Source organism: Sorangium sp. So ce124, assembly GCF_051525235.1.
Taxonomy (GTDB): domain Bacteria; phylum Myxococcota_A; class Polyangia; order Polyangiales; family Polyangiaceae; genus Sorangium; species Sorangium atrum.
Window position 1 is genome coordinate 8,415,522 of sequence record NZ_CP150312.1, and the last position, 15,941, is coordinate 8,431,462.

The window sequence follows — 15,941 nt, forward strand, 5'->3', positions numbered from 1 at the left end:
ACTTCTCAGAACGGTGAGACGGTGAAGCCGATGCCTGCCGTCCACGGCTGCAGGCTCGCGCCCTGGCTGCTGCTCTCGGCGCCGTCGACGACTCCGCGCTTGTCCCAGCCGAGCGGCAGCGACACGCCCCCCAGGATCGCCAGCCAGGCGTTCGACCACTCCACGGCGAGCGTGCCGGTGACTGCCCACAGCTGCACCTCCTGGTCAAGCCCACGGTCACGATCCGCACCGAAGAAATGCGACAGCGACAGGCCGAGCGACGGCACCAGCGGCCCCCAGAAATAGCCCGAGTAGCCGTAGATCGCGGCCGCCGGTGCGCGGTAGTTGCCCAGCTCGTTTTCCCCGCCGCGGTAGCCGAACGAGCCGCCCAGCACGATCAGCCCCCACGTCTTGTCGATCGTATGGTCGAGCGTCAGGCTGCCGCTCACCTTGCCAAGGCCAAGCTGCTTTTCCTGCGTGAGATAGTCGTTCTTGTACTGGGCGTCGTGCACGCCGGTCGGGACACCGACCTGCAACGTCAGGCTGGTGGAGTTGATCTCGCCGAAGCGCCGCGTGACGAACCCCGCGACGTCACCCACGCCGGAGTTCGAGATGTCCACGGGCAGGCCGTAGTAGTCGCGGTAGTACTTGTAGAGCAGCGGAACCACGAGCCCCACATTCCATTTCTCGTTCAAATTACGCGAAACTTGAGGGCTGAGGCTGAGGTTGTAGCCGTCGTCCAGGTGCGTGTACGTGCCGAGTGTCTGCTGCTCGAATAGCCCCCCGGTCACGCTGTGGCCGATCCACTTGATTCCGCCCCCCGCGCCCGTGGAGGCACCGGCTCCGCAGCCGCCGATCGTCTCCCAGCTCGAGAGCAGGCCTTCCAGCCGTGAAACTCGTAAAGACAGCGCTGGTCCGAGCTCGGCGAGCGCGTCGCCTCGCTCGCCGAGGGTCGCCTCCAGGCGGGCCACTCGCACATCGTTTTGCCGAGCCGCGCGCTCGGCCGCAATGAACGGAAAGCTGGCGACCGCGGCCAAACCACATGTTACCAGCCAGGCGCCCGGGACACGTAGTCGTCTGAAGTTCAATCGAGTTTCTCCCGAGCGCAAGGTCAAGCTGGGTCGACTTGGAGGCACCAATAGCGAACGCTCCCGCGATCCGTAGCGGCATATTCGTCTACGAGTGCACCTTTCCAGATGGCTTTCAGATCAGCCGTCAATTTCATCTGGTGAACGTCGCCTTGGTTGAAGCTGCGCAGCTTGCCGCCGACCTGCTCCTTCATCTTGTCCTTGATCTTGGAGCGCGGCACGAGCGGCTTGTAGTGCGCGACAAGGATGAACTGCTTGTCGAGCGGCCCGCCCTGGACCTGGTAGCGCATCACGTAGGCGTAATCGTACAGGTCATCGGGGGGCATCTTGGAGGGAATTTCGACGAGCTTTGCCGTCAATTCCAGGGGTGCGACCCCGTCCGCCCGGGCGCTCCGCTCGACACCGGCTATTGCGAGCAGCAGCACGCTCATAAACGCTTGGCGACCAAACTGGCGTCGGCTTGAATGCATCATCGTCGCAGAATAGGGCGAGAAAGGTTGATCTTGCAACAAGGCAAGCGCCGATTCTGGAGATGAAGCAACCCACGCCGGAGATCGCTCCAGGCTGTCGGCATCTTTCCACCGTGAGGGCAGCACTACCGCTGGTAATTTACGGCGGGGTGCGCGAGAGCCGCCATGGTGACCGAGCCAAGCAGCATCGCCCGCTTCCTCTCCGCGCTCGGCGAGCCGACCGACGTTCCTGGCCGCTCACCCGACCGGGGACCGCCGTACTGGAAGAACACCGTCCTGCGCCATAAGGCGCTCGGCGACGCCGCGTAGCGCATCGCGACAACATCCCGGGCCAGATCAACGTCCGGCGGGCGAGGTGTGCCCGCGGCACGCCGACGCGCCCCTTGTCTCGCTCTGCGCCGGCTACTGTATGAAGATCCTCGCGGATCAGGAGCGGCCTTAGGCCAAGGTGACCCTCATAGGGATCAACCCGATCGGTAGCTCGTTCATTGAGGCGCTGCCCGACCTCTCCGGCCGATTCCGGATCATCCAGATGGATCGCCAGAAGGACGTCAAGGTCGCCGAGCTGATCATCAAAAGAGAGCAAGCGGCGAACATCCGATTCACGCGTCGCGATGAGCTCATCACGGAGGCCGGCGGGAGCTTTTTCATCGCACAGCTCCTCTGTTATCAGGCCGCCGTCAACGCCGGGATCCGGTCCGCGCAGGAACGGCGCGTGGCGGCACGACGCCACGTGGCTGCAGGGGACGAGCAGAGACCCGTTGCCTCGGTATCAGATCCAGCTGGAGTGACGCGCTGCCCACTGCCCGGCGCGCGCCGCCGCCTCAGATCACCCGGTCCACGAGCGGCTCCCCCCGCTCGAACCGCCGCAGGTTCGCCAGGAAATGCTCGACCTGCGCCATCGGCTCCTCGCGCCGCCCACCGGCTGTGTGCGGCGTGATGGTGCAGCCCGGGGCGCGCCAGAGCGGGTGCTCCGGCGGCAGCGGCTCGGGATCCGTCACGTCGATGTACGCGCCCGCGATGCGGCGCGCCTCGAGCGCCTCGAGCAGCGCGGCCTGGTCCACCGTGACGCCCCGGCCGACGTTGTAGAACCACGCGTCCGGCCGCATCCGCGCGAGCAGCGCGGCCGAGACCAGCCGCCGCGTGCCCTCGGCCTCGGGCAGGCTCGAGACCACGTGATCCGCCCAGGCGAACGCGTCGCCCAGCTCCTCCCTCACGACCACGCGGAAGGGCTCGCCGCCGCGGGGGCGGGCGCGCAGGACGCGCAGATCCACATCGAACGGGGCGAGCAGCTCGGCCAGGCGGCGGCCGATGGCGCCGAAGCCGAGGAGGAGCACCCGCCGGCCGCGCAGGAGCGCGCTCCTCGACCGCACGGAGGCGTCGGGCCAGGCGCGCGGGCCGAGCTGGTTCTCGAGGCACTCGGGCAGCCGCCGCGAGGCCGAGAGCAGGAACGCGAGCGCGTGCTCCGCGCAGGGATCGGCGTAGACACCGCTGCTCGTCGTCAGGGCGGCGCCGCGGGCGGCGAGCGCGGCGCGCACGGCCGCCACGTCGTAGCGGGCGTACCCCGCGGTGCTGAGGTGCACCCAGCGGAGCCGCGGCGCCGCGCACACGTCATCCGGGTGCGGCTGGCCGAAGACGACCTCGGCGCCCAGGACGAGCGGATCCGGCTCGACGACGGCGAGGTTCTTCGCGGAGCGCGCCGCGGCCAGCTCGAGCGCGTGCGGCGCGACGCCCTCCGAGAGCGAGCGCGCCGCCTCCGCCGGCAGAACAACGGTGCTCACGATGATCAGCCGATCCACCGACGCCTCCCCCCTCACCCGTGCACGGCGCGCCCGAACTCCCGCATCCACGCCTCCTCGTCGGCGGTGAGCGGGCCCTTCGCGAGCGCGTCGAGGTTCGCCTCCACCTCGGCGCGGCTCTTCGGCCCCGTCAGCGCGAGATCCACGTGCGGGCTGGAGAGCTGGAATCGATAGCAGTCGCCGGCCGTCATCGCCGGGCGATCCCAGCCCTTCGGCTGCTTCAGCAGCCGACGCCACGCCGTCGCCGTGTAGGCGAGGATGCTCGGCTTCGCGTCGCGCACGCGCGGGAAGATGTCACGCTCCGCGCCGGGGTGCGCGGCGTTGTAGCGGATCATGAGCAGGTCGAGCGGCGACGACTCGGCCAGGCTGCCTGCCCGCGCGCGGTCGTGGATGCTCACCCCGAGCGCCCGCACCTTGCCGCTCTCGCGCAGGTGAACGAGCTCGCGCTCGGTCGCGCTCGTCCAGGCAGACCCGACGCCGAGCCAGCCGAGCAGATAGACATCGAGGTGGTCGGTCCCGAGCTCCCGGACCAGCTTCTCGGCGCCCCGGCGCACGCCCCAGCCGAACCAGCCGGCCTGCGCGAAGCCGACCACCGCCACGCTGTCGCGGCGCCCCTTCAGCGCCTCGCGCAGCGGGTTGCCGAGCCCGCCCGAGCGCACCGTCCAGAGGAAGAGGTTGACGCCGCGGTCCATCGCCGCGCGCACCCCGCCCTCGTCGATGCCGTAGTTCGCCGCGAGCCCGAGCCGGAAGATGCGCTTGCCGTGAAAGGCGGTCGGCGCGCGGTGGAGCCAGTCGTCCATGGGCCGGATCTACCATCACCTCCGTCGATGTCACCGGCTCCGGCGCGCCGCACATTCGCCGCCCACGGCCGCCCCGACCTGTGCGAGACTCCCGGTCCACCGATGGGCCAGGACTCGCCTCCCCGGTGCGCCGGCTGCAGCGCTCCGCTCCCGGAGAACGCCCGCTTCTGCCCCTCGTGCGGCCGGCTCGTCACCGCCCCGGATCCCGGCCCTGCCCTCGCCCCGACGGCGTTCCCCGCGACGCAGCCCGGCGCCGTCGGGCTGCCGCCAACCTCCCTGCCGCTGCCGCCGGTGCGGCTCTTGCCCGGGACGGAGATCAGCGTCTATCGCATCGAGTCGACGCTCGGCGAGGGCGGCATGGGCGTCGTCTACCGCGCTTACGACCGGGCGCGCGAGCGCGTCGTGGCCGTCAAATGCCTCCACTCGAACCTCTGCGGCAACCCGGAGATCCGGCGGCGGTTCGCGCGGGAAGCGCGGGTGCTCCGCTCCTGGAGCCACGACAACGTGGTCGCCGTCTACGATTTCGTCGAGCGCGATCACCTGCTCGCGATCGTCATGGAGTACGTCGACGGGTCGACGCTGGTGAGGCACCTCGAGCGGTGGCGCGGGCGCATCCCCTTCCAGGAGATCCGCGCGCTGTTCGGCGGCGTCCTCGAGGCGATGGACGAGGGGCACCGCATGGGCATCATCCACCGCGACCTGAAGCCCGACAACATCCTCGTCACGACCGGGAAAGACGGCCTCTCCCCCAAGATCGTCGACTTCGGCATCGCCAAGATCCTGGAGGGGACGACGTACACGCTGAGCGGCGCGTTCCTCGGGACGTGTTGTTACATGTCGCCCGAGCAGGTGAAGAGCCCCCACGCCGCGGACAGGCGCTCGGACATCTACTCTCTCGGCGTGACGCTCTACAAGCTGACGACAGGGCAGGTGCCGTTCGACAGCCCCAACCACTTCGCCGTGATGATGGCCCACGTCGCCGACGCCCCGGCGCCCCCCTCGTCGCTGCGCCCCGACCTCCCGCCGGCCCTCGACCGGCTCGTGCTCGACGCGCTGTCGAAGGATCCGGCAGGGAGGCCGGCGTCGTGCGCGGAGTTCCGGGCGCGGCTCGACGAGGCGCTCTCGGAGTTCTCGCCCGCCCCGTCGCGGCCCTCGTCCGATGGGCGCGAGCTCGCGCCGACGGTCCGCGAGAAGACCGGCGAGCAGATGATCCTCGTCCCGGGCGGGCCGTTCCTGAGCGGGCAGCAGCGCAGGAAGGTCCATGTCGACGCCTTCTACATGGATCGCACGCCGGTCACGAACCGCCAGTTCAAGGCGTTCCTCGACGTGACCGGGTATCGCCCCGACGACGACGACGCGAGCCGGCTCCTCGCCCATTTCAGGCGCGGCGAGATCCCCGCGGGCCTCGAGGACCACCCGGTGGTGTACGTGTCGTGGGACGACGCGCGGGCCTACGCCAACTGGGCCGGCAAGCGCCTGCCGACCGAGGCCGAGTGGGAGAAGGCCGCGCGCGGCGCCGACGGCCGCAAATACCCGTGGGGGCGCGCCGAGCCCGGGCCCACGCGCGCGAACTACGACAACCGCGAGGGCGGGACGGTGCCCGTCGGCTCGCTGCCGGGGGGCGCCTCCCCGTATGGCATCCTCGACCTCGCCGGCAACGTGTGGGAGTGGTGCGAGGACTACGACGATCCGCATTTCTACGCGGACGGCCCCTCCCACAACCCGCGCAACACGCGGCCTTCGGATCGGCCGCTGCTCGTGATGCGCGGCGGCTCGTGGATGTACGGCGCGCAGTCGCTCCGCACCTGGGCGCGCACGAGCTTCGAGGCGCACTACCGCTTCGCCGGCGGCGGCTTCCGCTGCGTGCGAACGGCATCGGCGAGCTGAGGGCGCGGGCGCGGCGGCTGCTCGGCGCGCGCGCGGCTGCTCGGCGCGAGCTCGGCTGTTCGGCGCGGCGCGCGGCGCACGAGCGCCTGGTCAACCGGCGGCGGCGCGGATAGAACGCCGGGCGCAGATGCAGACGAACAAGGCCAGGGCGAGCGGCGGCGTCCGCGTGCGGCTGACCGGCGTCCGGCGCGTCTTCCCGGTGCTGGACGACGCGGGCCGCGGGCCGAGGGACGGCGCCCCCGGCGTGATCGCGATCGACGGCATCGATCTCGACATCGCGCCCGGTGCGTTCGTCGCGCTGCTCGGGCCCTCCGGGTGCGGCAAATCCACCCTCCTGCGGCTCGTCGCCGGGCTGGACCGCGCCGACACCGGCGCGGCCGTCGTGGAGGCCGAGGAGGCGCGGGGCGGCGGAAGCGGCGCAGGCGGCGCGCGCGCGCCCCTAGCGTACGTCTTCCAGGACGCCCACCTCCTGCCCTGGCGGAGCGTCCTCGAGAACGCCGCCCTGCCGCTCGAGCTCGCCGGCGCCCCGCTCGACGAGCGCCACGCGGCGGCGCGGGCCGCGCTCGTCCAGGTCGGCCTGGCCGACGCGGGCGCGCGCTACCCGGCCGAGCTCTCCGGCGGCATGCGCATGCGCGTATCGCTGGCCCGCGCGCTGGTCACGCGCCCGCGGCTGCTCCTGCTCGACGAGCCGTTCGCCGCGCTCGACGAGCTCACGAGGAGCCGGCTCGACGACGAGCTCCGCGCGCTCTGGGCCGAGCTCGGCATGACGGTGCTCTTCGTGACGCACTCGATCACCGAGGCCGCCTACCTCGCCGAGCGCGCCGTCGTCCTGTCCCCGCGGCCGGCGCGCGTCGTCGCCGACCGCACGCTGGCGCTGCCGGACGAGCGGACGGCCGCGCTGCGCACCGAGCCCGCGTTCGCGCGCGAGGTGCGCGCGCTGCAAGAGGCGCTGGAGAGCGGCGGGGCGTGAGGCCCCGCGGGCGGAACTAGCGCGCTGTCGGACTCCGGCGCTGCACGACACTCCCGCTATCGAGCGTGGGCAGCGCGATCGGCAGTCGCACCCAGGTCACCTCCAATACCCTCCGTGCACCGAAGCTCTCCGCCCCCACCGCGGCCGTCCCCACGGCCCGCGTGGCCCGCTTCTACTCTCCCCGCTTGCCGCTGACCGCCGCCGCGAGCGACGCCGATCGTGGGCAGAGCTCCCACTCGCCGCACGATCCCGCGCGCGAACGCGCTTCCATGCCGACAGCGCGCTCGTACAATCGCCTCATGCCCACGTGCCCCCGGCGGTTGCTTCCCCGCGCCCTTCCTTGGTTTTTGTTCGCTGTAGCCGCCTGCGGCGGCGATCCGGATGTCGTGATGCCGCCCGGCGATGGCGGCGGGGGCGACGGCGGCGCGAGCAGCAGCTCGAGCGATGGCGGCGGGTTCGTCGGGTCGATGGCCGCCTCGGGCGGCGCCGGCGGCGGGACTGGCTGTGAGGGCGTGAGCTGCCGGGCGGACCAGCACTGCGAGGAGGAGGACGGACAAGGCACCTGCGTCAACAACACGTGCGACGACCTCACCTGCGACGCGACCGAGGTGTGCGAGACGCCCCCGGATGCGGGCGCGCGCTGCGTCGATATCGCCTGCGAGAGCGACCTCCAGTGCGCCGTCGACCAGTTCTGCAACGGCACCATCTGCGTCGTCGACGCCTGCACGGCCGGAGCCCGGACGTGCGACGGCGACAGCCTCCGGCTGTGCGTGTCGAACGGCAGCACGACGAGCGAGCTCTTCACGTGCGGCGGAGAGGCCTACTTCGAGAGCACGTGCACCGACGACGGCGCGGGGCACGCCAGCTGCCCCTGCGAGGACGACTGGGACTGCCCGACGTACGCCGCCTGCGAGGTCGGCTCCTGCGCAGGCACGGGCGCCGCGCCCACGTGCCTCTTGCCTCCGGAGCCGTTCGCGGGCGCCCTGCCGCAGAACGAGATCCAGTGGGGAGGGCAGAACCGCGCCAACTCCGACGCCGCCAACAGCCCGTTCAAGACCTCGGCGCAGACCGTCATGACGCCGCTCGTCGCCAACCTCGACGACGACAACGGCGACGGGCTCATCAACGAGCTCGACTTCCCCGAGATCATCTTCACGACGTTCTGCGGCTCGAATTTCGGCAAGCAGGGCGTCCTCCGGGCGATCCACGGCGGCGGGCCCCGCAAGGGAGAGAACTACTTCGCGGTGCTCGGCGCGCAGGTCTGGCACGAAGGCGACCCCATCGACGCGCCCTACGCCTGCGCCGACGCGACGCTGATGCCGACCGCCGGGCTGGCCGTCGGCGATCTCGACGGCGACGGCGTCCCCGAGATCGTCGCGATCACCGCCGTCGTGACGGGGTCTGGGGCCACGGAGGTGACGAAGACAGGGCTCCAGATCTTCAGCAACACGGGCGAGACCAAGGTCCTCATGAACGAGATCTGGACGGGCTACAACGAGCCGTCGCCCGCGCTCGCCAACATCGACGGAGAGGGGCTCCCGGAGATCGTGGTCGGGCCGCACGTGTTCACGCTGCGGGTCGACGAGGCGACCCGCGAGCTCTCGATCGTCGACCACTTCAAGGGCGACAAGGCTCAAGGGGTACAGGGGTCACCGTCGAACCAGCAGAACCGGCTCGGGCCCATCGCGTGCGTCGCGAACCTCGACGACGACCCCCGGCTGGAGATCGTCGCGGGCAGCACCGCCTACCGGCTGCCCCGCCCGCCGGCCGGCGTGACGAGCAGGGCCGGGTGCACGCCGCCCTACGCCAACGAGGACGCGACGGCGTTCTGCGAGGGGAGGCTCCTCGAGCTCTGGGACGGGCAGATCGTCAACGGCACGGCCCAGATCCCGAACGCGCAGCGAGACGGCCTCTGCGCCGTGGCCGACATCCTCGGGCGCAACCAGGCCGCCGCGCCCGGGCCGAACAACCCGCTCGATCAGCGCCCGGAGGTGATCCTGTTCAACAACGGGCACTTCTTCGTGCTCAACGGGCAGAACGGCACCATCCAGCGCCACCAGGTGATGACGGCCGAGGGCACCACCTTCGACGGCGGCGCCCCGAACGTGGACGACTTCGACGGCGACGGCTTCCCCGAGGTCGGCACGGCGTTCGGCCTCCGCTACATGATGTTCGATCTCCAGGAGCCGACGGCCGAGTGCCCGGCGTGGCCCAACGCGTTCACCGACGCGGGGACGGGGCTCCAGGGCAACCCGCCGCGGACCCCGAACGGGAAGCCGTGCACCACCGACGAGGACTGCGGCGCCCCGGGCGCGGCGACGTGCAACCAGCAGCGGGGCACCTGCGTCTGCTACCACAACGGCTGGCAGCGCTTGACCGAGGACGACTCGAGCCGCACCACCGGGTCGAGCGTGTTCGACTTCAACGGCGACGGCGCCGCCGAGGTCATCTACAACGACGAGTGCTACTTCCGCATCTACGACGGCGTGACGGCCGACGTCCTGTTCAAGGAGCACTCGCCGAGCCGCACCCGGTCCGAGTACCCGATCGTCGCCGACGTCGACAACGACGGCAACGCGGAGATCGTGTTCGGCACCTCGAACGAGTCCAACCACTGCTCGGAGGGCGCCGACTACAACAACGGCCTCGAGGTCTGGGGCGCGCAGAAGGACCTCTGGGTCTCGGCGCGCCGCATCTGGAACCAGCACAGCTACCACGTGACGAACGTGCTCGAGAACGGCGGCATCCCCGTGCGGGAGCCCGAGAGCTGGAAGGCGTACGGCGGCCGCGTCTACAACACCTACCGCTCGAACCCGCGGTCGTACGGCATCGCGCCGGATCTCGCGCTGAGCGGCATCCAGGTCTCGTCCCCGGACGCGACATGCGGCGAGCTCACCGACGAGATCGCCATCACGGTGCGCGTCGAGAACCTCGGCGATCTCCGCGTGGGCCCCGGCGTCGCCATCAACTTCTACGGCGAGTGGGACACGCCGGACGTCGATGAGCCGCTCTACGGTGAGGACCTCGCCCCGCTGCAGTTCGTCCTCCAGAGCAGCATCGAGCCGCACAGCTCGCTGCTCCTGACGGTGAGGTACGACGCCGCGAACAACGCGCAGGGGACGCTGCCCGCCCGCCTGCGCGCGGTCGTCGACGAGGACGCCGTCGAGCGCGAGTGCCACGAGGACAACAACGCGCTCACCGCGCCGCTCGACGCCGGCAGCGCGCGCCCGGACCTCCAGATCGAGATCGGCCGGGTGACCGGCGCGAAGTGCAACAGGAAGCAGGTCGACGTCCCGACGACCGTCACCAACGCCGGCTCCGCGCCGGCCAGCGACGTGCGGATCCGGTACTACGCGGGCGATCCCGGCCAGGGCGGGACGGTGCTCCACGAGGAGGTCATCGCGGGGCCGATCGCGCCAGGGGCGAGCGTGGATCTCACCGCCACCATCGACAAGTTCCCGTCGAACCTGTCGATCCTGATCTACGCCGTCGTCGATCCGGACGGGGCGATCGACGAGTGCAACGACGGGAACAACAAGGACGCCGCCTCGGACAAGCTCCTGTGCCCGGAGATCAATTGACGCGCCGGCGTCCGGCCGGCGGGCCTCCCCGCCGGCCAGGCGCGCGCCACGCCGGCGTCGCGCGCCGCGCGCCGCGCTGACGCACGAACACAGGCTCCCGCCCGGAGCGCGGTGCTATGCCTGTGCGCCCCGCCGCGCCGCTGACGGCGCGCCGCCCCGGCGCGCGGAGCCCCGCGCCCCGCGCGCCGCGACCCAAGCCCCCACAGCGCCATGCTCGGAACCTCGAACCTCGCAAAATCATTCGGTGATCGGACCCTCTTCGAGGGCGTGTCGCTCAAGCTGAACGCCGGGTCCCGCTACGGCCTGGTGGGCGCGAACGGCTCGGGGAAGACCACCTTCCTGAAGATCGTGGCGGGCGACGAGCCCGCGAGCGACGGGAGCGTCAGCTTCCCGAAGGACGCCCGCGTGGGTGTGCTCCGGCAGGACCGGTTCCTCAGCGACGACCAGATCATCCTGGATCTCGCGATGATGGGTGATCGCGTCGTGTGGGAGGCGCTCGTCGAGTCGCGGCGGCTCGCGGAGGACGGCGGCGACGCCGGCCGGGTGGCCGACCTGGAGGATCGCATCCGCGCCCACGACGGGTACACGCTGGAGGCGCGCGCGAGCGCCGTCCTCGAGGGGCTCGGCATCCCCGTGGAGGCGCACCGGAGGCCGCTCTCCACGCTCTCGGGCGGCTTCAAGCTGCGCGTGCTGCTCGCGCAGGTGCTCCTCGGCGGCGCGGACGTGCTGCTGCTCGACGAGCCCACGAACCACCTCGACATCCTCTCCATCCGCTGGCTCGAGAAGTTCCTCGCCGGCTACAAGGGCTGCGCGGTCGTCATCTCCCACGACCAGCGCTTCCTCGACAACGTCGCCACGCACGTCCTCGACGTCGACTACGAGACCATCACGCTCTACACGGGCAACTACGCGGCGTTCGTCGTCGAGAAGCAGGCGATCCGCGAGCGCAAGCAGGCCGAGATCGCCCGCGCCGAGAAGATCATCGCGGACAAGCGCGCGTTCGTGGAGCGGTTCGGCGCGAAGGCGACGAAGGCGCGCCAGGCGCAGAGCCGGCTCAAGCAGATCGAGAAGATCGAGGTCGAGGAGCTCGCCGACACGTCGCGGCGTTCACCGGTGTTCCGGTTCGCGGTCCAGAGGCCGAGCGGGCGCGACGTGCTCGAGGCGAAGGGGATCTCGAAATCGTACGGCGCGAAGCAGGTGCTGCGCGACGTCTCGCTGTCGGTGCGGCGGGGCGAGCGGGTCGCGGTGATCGGGCCGAACGGGCTCGGCAAATCGACCCTGCTCAAGATCCTCGTGGGCCGGCTCGCGGCCGACGCCGGCGGCGCGTCGTGGGGGCACGAGGCCCGCGTCGGCTACTTCGCCCAGGATCACCGCGAGCTGCTCGTCGACGGGTCGATGACGCCGCTCTCCTTCCTGTGGGCGGCGTGCCCCGACGAGTCGCCGAGCTACGTCCGCGGCCAGCTCGGCAAGGCGCTGTTCTCTGGCAACGACGTCGAGAAGAGCGTGGGCTCGCTCTCCGGCGGCGAGGCGGCGCGGCTCATCTTCTGCCGGATCATCGTCGAGCGGCCCAACGTGCTCGTGCTCGACGAGCCGACCAATCACCTCGATCTCGAGGCGATCCAGGGGCTCGTCGAGGGGCTCAAGGCGTTCGAGGGGACGGTGCTCTTCGTCTCGCACGATCGCTATTTCGTGTCCGAGCTGGCGACGCGCATCCTCGAGGTCACGCCGAGCGGGCCGCGCGATTTCCCAGGCACCTACGAGGAGTACCTGGCCGGCTGCGGCGACGATCACCTCGACGCCGACACGGTGGTGCTCAAGGCGAAGCGCGACCACCAGAAGGCGGCCGCGCCGGCCGAGGCGGGCGGCTCCTGGGAAGAGCAGAAGCGGCGTCGCAACCGGCAGAAGGAGCTGCCCGCGCGGCGCGACAAGGTGCTCGCGGCCATCGAGGCGGCCGAGGCGCGAAAGAAGGCGATCCACGACCTCTACTGCAGCGACGGCTTCTTCGAGCGCACCGGACAGGCCGAGATCGCGGCGCTCCAGGCCGAGGACGAGGCGCTCGGGCCGCGCATCGACGCGCTCATGGCGGAGTGGGAGCAGCTCGAGCAGGAGATCGCGGAGCTCGGGGTGGCGCAGCCGCAGTGAGGTCCTGCCGGGTTGCCCCGGTCCGAAGGTCCTGCCGGGTTGCCCGGCCCCGGGAGAGGGGGTCCGCCGCGCGGCGCGGGGGCCCCGCCGAACTCGCCTGAGACGATGATCCTCCGGCTTCGCCGGAGGATCATCGTCTCAGGCTCAAACATCGGCCCATCCCCCGCGCCGCGCGGCGGACCCCCTCTCCCGGGGCCTACCGGTGCTCTGTTGATGACCCGCTCAGCACGCGGCGGCTCCCCTTGGCGACGCGAGCGGCGGCTCACCCGCACAGGAGACGGGCCCAGATCGGCGTTTTCGGCGCGGAAGCGCACTCAAGTGCGCTGAGCACCGAAAACGTCGAGGTGGGCCCGTATCCGAAGCGGGTGAGCCGTCGCTCAGTGACTTCTTGTCTTGCGGCTGGCCATGTCGATGCCGACGGCCAGGATGAGGATGATGCCCTTGATGATCGGCTGCCAGAAGCTCTCCGTGTTCATCAGGCTCATGCCGTTGTCGAGCGAGGCCATGACGAGCGCGCCGAGCAGCGCGCCCCAGATGGTGCCCTGACCGCCGAGGAGCGACGTGCCGCCGATCACGGCGGCCGCGATCGCGTCGAGCTCCATCATCCGGCCGGCGTCCGAGGTCGCCGAGCCGACGCGGGCGGTGAGCACCACGCCCGCGATGCCCGCCATCACGCCCATCAGCGTGAACACGGCGATGAGGTGACGATCGATGCTGATGCCGGAGTAGAAGGCCGCCTCTCGGTTGCCGCCGATCGCGTAGAGGTGCCGCCCGAACGTCGTGTGCTTCGCGAGCACCGTGAACGCGGTGGCGAGCACGAGCACGACCAGCACGGGGAACGGGACACCCTCGTAGGAGTTCATCAGGGCGGCGAACGCGACGGAGAACACGGCGAGCCCGATCCACGGGTAGCGCGCCGAGCCGGTCGCGCGCACCGCCTTGTACAGCAGCCCGACGCAGAGGACGCCAGCGCCCGCCCAGCCGAGGGCGTGCGGCACGTACGCCTGGCCCACGAACAGGTAAGGACGCGCCGGCGAGATGGACACACCGCCCGTCAAGCCGAGCATGGATCCCTGGAAGATGAGCATCCCGCCGAGCGTGACGATGAAGGGGGGAATCCGCAGCCGCGCCACGAGGGCGCCCTGCACGAAGCCAAGGACGGCCCCCAGCAGGAGCGGCAGGACGAAGGCGGCCGGCAGCGGCCAGCCGAGGCTCACGTAGATCATCGCCGATGAGGCGCCGAGCAGACCGGCGAGCGCGCCCACCGAGAGATCGATCTGCCCCGAGACGATGACCATCACCATGCCGATGGCCAGGATCGAGGTCACCGACATCTGCCGCGCGAGGAGCGTCAGGTTGCGCGGCGTCACGAACGTCCCATCCGTCGTGATGGAGAAGGCAATCCAGATCGCGATGAGCGAGCCCACCATCGAGAGGGCGCGCCAGGGGATACGCACGCGAAGCTTGGCCTCGCTCATTCCGTCACCTTCCTCGTTGCAGCAGCCATCACGCGCTCCGCGGTCGCGTCCTTCCGATCGAGGCAGGCCGTCGGCCTGCCCTGGTTGAGGACCAGCACGCGGTGGCTCATGCCGAGCAGCTCCGGTAGATCGGAGGACACGAGCACCACCGCGAGCCCATCCGAAGCGAGCTTGTGGATGAGCTGGTAGATCTCCGCCTTCGCACCGACGTCGATTCCCCGGGTCGGCTCGTCGAGCAGCAGCACGCGCGGCCCCGTCATCAGCCATTTGCCGATCACGATCTTCTGCTGGTTGCCGCCCGAGAGCTGGTTCGCGAGCGCGAGCGGCCCAGACGCCTTGGTCCGGAGCGCCTTCATCTGCTCGACCGCAGTGACCTCCCGATCGGCGTGATCGAGGAAGAGCCCCTTGACGAACCGCCGCAGGGTAGCGAGCGTGATGTTGTCGAGGAGGGTCGCCTCGAGCACGAGGCCGTAGCGCTTGCGATCCTCGCTGACGAGCGCGATGCCCGCGTCGATCGCCTGCGCGGGCTCCTTGAACGGCGGCGTCGCGGGCCCGCCTCGGACCGAGATCGCGCCGGTGACGCGGCTCGTTGCAGCGCCAAATATCGTCGAGAGGAGCGCGGTGCGGCCGGCGCCCATGAGGCCGCCGACGCCCAGCACCTCGCCGGCGCGCACCTCGAAGCTCACGTCGCGCAGCACGTACCGCCCGGGGTGCCCCGCGTCCTCGACCGACCAGCCCTGGACCGACATCGCGACAGGGCCCTCCGGCGGCGGGGGGCAGGGATAGAGGTTCGTCACCTCGCGGCCGACCATGTACGAGATGACGTTGTCGGGCGTGAGCGCGGTCCGCGGCTGGGTCGTGATCGACTTCCCGTCACGGAGGACCGTGATGCGATCGGCGATCTCGAAGACCTCCTCGAGCCGGTGGCTGATGTAGATGCAGGAGACGCCGCGGGCGCGCAGGTCGCGGAGCAGGCCGAGCAACGTCCTCACGCCAGACTCGGTGAGCGCCGCCGTGGGCTCGTCGAGGACGAGGATCTTCGCGTCCTTGAGCAGCGCCTTCGCGATCTCGACCATCTGCTGCTGGCCGATGCCCAGCTCCTTGATCGGACGCTCGGGATCGATGTCGAGCCCGACGCGCGCGAGCGCCTCCCGTGCCACGGCCCGCACCGCGTCCCAGTCGATGAGCCCCCCGCGGACGGGCTCGCGCCCGAGCACGAGGTTCTCGGCGACGGTGAGATCAGGCACGAGCGCGAGCTCCTGCGCGATCAGCGCGATGCGGTGCTCCTCGGCGCTGCGCATGCTGCTGAACTGCACGACGCCGCCGTTCAAGCGGATCTCGCCGCCGTAGGTGCCTGCGGGGTAGTAGCCGCAGAGGATCTTGATGAGGGTACTCTTACCCGCGCCGTTCTCGCCGCAGAGGGCGTGAATCTCGCCTTCCTGGAGGTCGAACGAGACGCCATCGAGGGCTTTCACCCCGGGGAACTGCTTCGTGATCGATGCGAGCTCGAGGAGAGGCATTGTCCTGGGCGCAAGGGGCGTCAGCGCGCGGCCACGTTCGCCTGGGAGGGGCCTGCGATGCAAGCACTTTGTTGGAAGCGCGAAGAGGAGCTGGGCGCTCGGGTCGCCGCGTGACGCGCGACGCGGGTCACGCGGCGCGCGTCACGCGTGTTCCCTGGGAAGCGCGGGGGGCGAAGAGTGGATGAGAGCCCCCGGCGCGAGGGCTCCCGGGGCGGCCCGGGCGAGGG

The 15,941-nt window shown here is 70.7% G+C and carries 11 protein-coding genes; 5 read left to right on the plus strand and 6 right to left on the minus strand.

Annotated elements, in window-relative coordinates; genetic code table 11:
* Positions 1–5 precede the first annotated feature (5 nt).
* Positions 6–1,016, minus strand: coding sequence for a hypothetical protein (locus WMF19_RS31305; RefSeq protein WP_437893739.1), 1,011 nt, complete (start codon positions 1,014–1,016; stop codon positions 6–8).
* 74 nt (positions 1,017–1,090) lie between these two features.
* Entirely contained in the window at positions 1,091–1,579 is a 489-nt protein-coding gene (locus WMF19_RS31310; protein WP_437893740.1) for a hypothetical protein, read from the minus strand.
* A gap of 123 nt (positions 1,580–1,702) precedes the next feature.
* On the opposite strand from WMF19_RS31310, the gene WMF19_RS31315 reads away from it, so the two are divergent.
* On the plus strand, positions 1,703–1,846 hold the full coding sequence (locus WMF19_RS31315) for a hypothetical protein (RefSeq protein WP_272094423.1): 144 nt from the start codon (positions 1,703–1,705) through the stop codon (positions 1,844–1,846).
* Between the two features lie 515 nt (positions 1,847–2,361).
* Here the strand turns inward: WMF19_RS31315 and WMF19_RS31320 are convergent.
* A complete protein-coding gene (locus tag WMF19_RS31320) occupies positions 2,362–3,318 on the minus strand; it encodes an NAD(P)-dependent oxidoreductase (RefSeq protein ID WP_437893741.1) in 957 nt (318 codons plus the stop codon).
* Positions 3,319–3,350: 32 nt separating this feature from the next.
* Positions 3,351–4,136 carry an aldo/keto reductase gene (locus WMF19_RS31325; protein WP_437893742.1) on the minus strand — a complete coding sequence of 262 codons (786 nt, stop codon included), beginning with the start codon at positions 4,134–4,136 and terminating at the stop codon, positions 3,351–3,353.
* Between the two features lie 102 nt (positions 4,137–4,238).
* Between WMF19_RS31325 and WMF19_RS31330 the strand changes: the two genes are divergently transcribed.
* From WMF19_RS31330 to WMF19_RS31345, 4 genes are all read left to right on the plus strand, one after another.
* The gene (locus WMF19_RS31330; protein ID WP_437893743.1) at positions 4,239–6,023 is read left to right on the plus strand and encodes an SUMF1/EgtB/PvdO family nonheme iron enzyme; all 1,785 of its coding nucleotides are present in this window, start codon (positions 4,239–4,241) and stop codon (positions 6,021–6,023) included.
* A 127-nt stretch (positions 6,024–6,150) separates the two neighbouring features.
* Positions 6,151–6,993, plus strand: coding sequence for an ABC transporter ATP-binding protein (locus tag WMF19_RS31335; protein WP_437893744.1), 843 nt, complete (start codon positions 6,151–6,153; stop codon positions 6,991–6,993).
* A gap of 389 nt (positions 6,994–7,382) precedes the next feature.
* Positions 7,383–10,574, plus strand: a complete 3,192-nt coding sequence (locus WMF19_RS31340; RefSeq protein WP_437893745.1) for a CARDB domain-containing protein — start codon at positions 7,383–7,385, stop codon at positions 10,572–10,574.
* A gap of 210 nt (positions 10,575–10,784) precedes the next feature.
* Positions 10,785–12,716, plus strand: a complete 1,932-nt coding sequence (locus WMF19_RS31345) for an ABC-F family ATP-binding cassette domain-containing protein (RefSeq protein ID WP_437893746.1) — start codon at positions 10,785–10,787, stop codon at positions 12,714–12,716.
* Between the two features lie 377 nt (positions 12,717–13,093).
* Here WMF19_RS31345 and WMF19_RS31350 read toward each other — a convergent pair whose 3' ends face one another.
* Both WMF19_RS31350 and WMF19_RS31355 read right to left on the minus strand, forming a co-directional pair.
* Positions 13,094–14,194: a sugar ABC transporter permease gene (locus WMF19_RS31350; RefSeq protein WP_437893747.1), complete on the minus strand. Its 1,101-nt coding sequence runs from the start codon at positions 14,192–14,194 to the stop codon at positions 13,094–13,096.
* Positions 14,191–15,714, minus strand: coding sequence for a sugar ABC transporter ATP-binding protein (locus WMF19_RS31355; RefSeq protein ID WP_437893748.1), 1,524 nt, complete (start codon positions 15,712–15,714; stop codon positions 14,191–14,193). Before WMF19_RS31355 ends, WMF19_RS31350 begins: the two co-directional genes overlap by 4 nt.
* Between the last annotated feature and the right edge of the window lie 227 nt (positions 15,715–15,941).